General features: G+C 61.3%; 1 protein-coding gene. It reads left to right on the plus strand.

The window, feature by feature from the left end; all coding sequences use genetic code 11:
- Positions 1-881: IS30 family transposase (locus DNK34_RS25260; protein ID WP_131178004.1), on the plus strand; the 881-nt coding region annotated here is incomplete at both ends.

Consider the following 881-nt stretch of genomic DNA (forward strand, 5'->3'; position numbering starts at 1 on the left):
GTTGAAGAGCGCGCCACCATTCAAATCGGTCATGCCCAAGGCTTCAGCCTGCGTAGGATTGCCGGCTTGATCACCCGATCCCCTTCGACCATCAGCCGGGAGCTGCGCCGCAATCGAGATGCCTGCGGCGGCTATTCGGCCCGTGTGGCCCAGCAACAGATGCAGGCCCGCCGTCAGGTTTGTCGACCGATGCGAAAGCTGTTGCCGGGTAGCGAGCGCTTCGAGTTGGTGGCCCATATGCTGCGTGAGCGTTTGTCTCCCGAGCAGATTGCCGGCAAGCTGCGCAGCATGAACATTCCCAGCCTCAGAGATGCCTACGTCTGTCGCGAGACGATCTATAACGCGATCTATGCCTTGCCGGTCGGCGAGTTGCGTAAGGAACTGATCATCTGCCTGCGCCAAAGCAAGACGACGCGCAGACCGCGCTCGGGCGGCGTGGATCGGCGCGGCCAGATCCCCGAGATGGTCAGCATTCATGTGCGGCCGCCGGAGATCGAAGACCGGCTGATGCCGGGGCATTGGGAAGGCGATTTGATCAAGGGTAAGGCCAACGCCTCGTCTGTAGGCACGTTGGTGGAGCGCACCAGTGGCTACCTGATGCTGGTGAAGATGAACGACGCGACGGCGACCTCGGCGATGGAGGGCTTCAGTGCAGCGCTCAACGGCATGCCGCTGGCGATGCGCAAGAGCATGACTTACGACCAGGGGCGGGAGATGGCGCGGCACGCCGAGATCACCCAGAAAACCGGTGTGGCGATATTCTTCTGCGACCCTCATAGCCCTTGGCAACGCGGCAGCAACGAAAATATCAACGGCCTGATCCGTCAGTACCTTCCCAAGGGGATGGACTTGTCGGGACACAGCCAAGAACAGTTGGATGC

Origin of the sequence: Phytopseudomonas dryadis (genome assembly GCF_004327355.1) — a bacterium.
GTDB lineage: Bacteria > Pseudomonadota > Gammaproteobacteria > Pseudomonadales > Pseudomonadaceae > Aquipseudomonas > Aquipseudomonas dryadis.